A 3,078-nucleotide genomic window follows, 5' to 3' on the forward strand; every position below is an offset into this window, starting at 1 on the left:
ATTCTTGATAAAATAAATCAATAGCATTGCCGTAAAGATTGGTAAAAGCGCTTGTAGGAAACTAAAGGCAAAATCTGATAATTCAACTTTTCTACTCTTTGGATATTTATACTTAAAACCTCCAAGTGGGGGATGACCGACAGAGCTTGACACTGATGTTACACACGGGTCATGACCAGTAATTTTCTTGAATAGTTTACTTAGAAGCTTAAAAGTTGTTAGATGAAGTAAAGCAATAGACATTACTACCAAGGTTACTCCACCTGTCAAATTGAATGTCTTTGTGTATTCGAAAGCTAATCCAATTATTGCCGAACTCACAGATGCAATCAGACACTTTCTGTAAAAGTCCGGATGTCTTAAGTCGTCAGGGAAAACAAATCCGATTATCGCTGTCCCAAGTCCGAATGCAAATACTATATACTTTGTAACTTCAGAATCCATGAGCTACTATTGCAATTTGTGCTAACGCCACTGTATAAATCCGTGGCTGATTAAAAGTATAAAAATTTCACTTAACTACCGAGGCAATCCGCAGGATTGGCTTATTAAATAAATTTCCATCAATAAGTCAATCCTGCGGATTTCCGGGCTTTCTATAAAGAGCTAAAGTAACAATAACCTACTAACAGCCATGATTTATGACAGATTGTTGGCAACAGTATCTTATTGAAGCTCTGGTGGTAGTTCTATTTTATCTCCAACATCTATTTTTGCAGGTATTATATGTTTTGTAGAGCTGAAAACTTCACAAGAGTCTAACTTATCTTCACTACTAGGTAGGTCACTTACAAATGTCCCTAAGCTGTCTATACCATTATTGAATTTATTAAGTCCAATTACGGATGACTTAATCGTTTTATCAGAATATTGTACAATTATCTCATACCCACCACAATCTTGACAACGACCATCATATAATGAATCCACTTTTGAGTTCCTCAATGCCCCAATTAACTGATTTATTTGTATTACCTGTTCTTTAGACAATTTTGAATGATAACAGGAGCAATTTTTAATTGATGATATTATTTCATAGTAACATTTCTTAAAGGAAATATCCTTGTTTATTGCAACAGTTGAGCCTCCTGTCCATCCATCATCATAAGTGACTTCAATGTATTCCCAATCTGCTTTTGGCTGTCTTTGATTGCTTGTACAGGAGTTTAGGAGTATAGATAAAATTGAAATGTATTTAAGAATCCTCATATTATTCTGACAAACGTTTTATAAAATGATGAAAATCAGTAATCTATATTTATCAATTTTCACTAGTTCTTTCAATTTCTCTGCTCTCCCGTTAGCTTGCGAAGTTAATCGCTTGGCTATATTGGGAATTGTTGCCAACGCCTACATAAAACCTGTTTGCCTATGTGGGCTATGAAATACTAAACTAAGCAATTTATGTGGTTTCCACCAAGGCAGAATGTTGATTAAAATGATGCTGTCCACCTACGGCAGGTCCAGTGGGTCAGTAAAATAAGGTCCGCCCGACGATAGCCAATAATTGAATTGATTGAATGACTTTAAAAAGCTAGTGAGCCCTACAATGCTCGGTCCGCCCGTTGATGAAGCTGCCACAAAGTGACAGCATAAATTGCTGGCTATTTACTGCTGATTTTGCTACAGGGAGCTGAGCAAATTGGTTTTATGTGATGTTGTAGCACGTTTTTAGATAAATTCTACCTTTTTAGAAACCCTTTTTAAGTAAATATTAACTCTGGTCAATGCCCAAGCAAATAAAGCCATAAATATACCATATCCCATTGTATAATATTTCATGCTAGTTTTTAACGGGTTTTCAAAGGTTTGGACTTTTGTAGTTAAGTAATAAAAACAAAAAGCTAAGCCACTCAATACAGCTATTATTAAGAAGATGGTTATTGCTTGAAATAGGATCAATCCCCATTTTTTAAGCTTGGCTAAACCGAAAGATGCAAAAGAAACAATACCAGTAAAGAGTAAAGAAAGTAACAAAATTGCCTTTACTTTATTTGTAGTGTTTTGCATTTCATCAATGATTTCATTTTCACCTTCCAATCCTCCATTCATAGAGGTGATCGCATTGTCAAATAAAAAAGTGGCACCAGTTTGGAAAAGTAGCCAGATGAATAGTGTACCAGCTATGACTAACGATGTCCAACCGATAGTTTTTATGTTTACGAGTTGATTTATTGATTGCTTATCCATGAAATGTGCTACAACGCCACTGTATAAATTCGTGGCTGATTAAAACTATAAAAATTTCAGTTAACTACCGAGGCAATCCGCAGGATTGGCTTATTAAATTAATTTTCACAAATAAGTCAATCCTGCGGATTGACGGGCTTTCTACGAAGAGCTGAATGAACAATAACCTACTAACAGCCATGATTTATTACAGGATGTTGGCACTCGTCATTTCATATTATGCATATAATTGTTAAAATCGATCTCAATCTTCGTCTGTATTAAGGAAATTGCAATCATGCTCTCACTTAGTGTTAGGTCGTAAAATATGTCAGAAACTGAATTTCGTTTATAACCACTTAACATGACAGGAATTGCATTGAGTTCTGATTTAAGGTTGGTTAACCTCTCATAATTGGCAATATAATTGGATAGCAAACTATCTACTTCTTTGTAAGCATAAGGTCTATAGAAATTTTCTTCATAGAAATATCTTTTTACATAAGTTTTAGCTTTTGGGTTAACATAATTTCCATTAAATAAATACCCTCCGGACATGGCTACTAATTCCTCCTGAATTATAGTAAGAGTGTCATTTGATGCAGTCTTAAGACTATCTACTTTATTCAATATTCCATTGGAAGCAGACATGTTTTCTAACTGTTTGTCGTTTATAACGTCAAGTCGTACATCATTTGTCAGATAATATAAGATTCTGGTCTTGTCCTGAAGCTTATCTTTTTCCCAGTCCCAATCGTATCTAAGAATATAAAAAAAGACAAAATTGAAGAATAAAGACAGTATTAACAGAACGGAGACAATTACAAATATTATTTTCTTCATTAATTGATTCGAATTACAATGAGTGCCAACGTCATGCTATCAATCGTTTTGATTGGGAATCTTAGT

General features: G+C 34.4%; 4 protein-coding genes. All 4 read right to left on the reverse strand.

Annotated features, from left to right (window positions below):
* Window positions 1–444 (reverse strand): hypothetical protein (locus tag B9Y84_RS20315; RefSeq protein ID WP_139828127.1); only part of this gene is annotated, 444 nt, incomplete at its 3' end.
* A gap of 222 nt (window positions 445–666) precedes the next feature.
* Window positions 667–1,209: a hypothetical protein gene (locus tag B9Y84_RS20320; protein WP_085519233.1), complete on the reverse strand. Its 543-nt coding sequence runs from the start codon at window positions 1,207–1,209 to the stop codon at window positions 667–669.
* A gap of 462 nt (window positions 1,210–1,671) precedes the next feature.
* Complete coding sequence (locus tag B9Y84_RS20325) at window positions 1,672–2,190, reverse strand: hypothetical protein (protein ID WP_085519234.1); 519 nt, start codon at window positions 2,188–2,190, stop codon at window positions 1,672–1,674.
* A 207-nt stretch (window positions 2,191–2,397) separates the two neighbouring features.
* The gene (locus B9Y84_RS20330) at window positions 2,398–3,012 is read right to left on the reverse strand and encodes a hypothetical protein (protein ID WP_085519235.1); all 615 of its coding nucleotides are present in this window, start codon (window positions 3,010–3,012) and stop codon (window positions 2,398–2,400) included.
* Window positions 3,013–3,078: the final 66 nt, after the last annotated feature.

The sequence above is a fragment of the Marivirga sericea genome (assembly GCF_900177665.1).
Lineage (GTDB): Bacteria > Bacteroidota > Bacteroidia > Cytophagales > Cyclobacteriaceae > Marivirga > Marivirga sericea.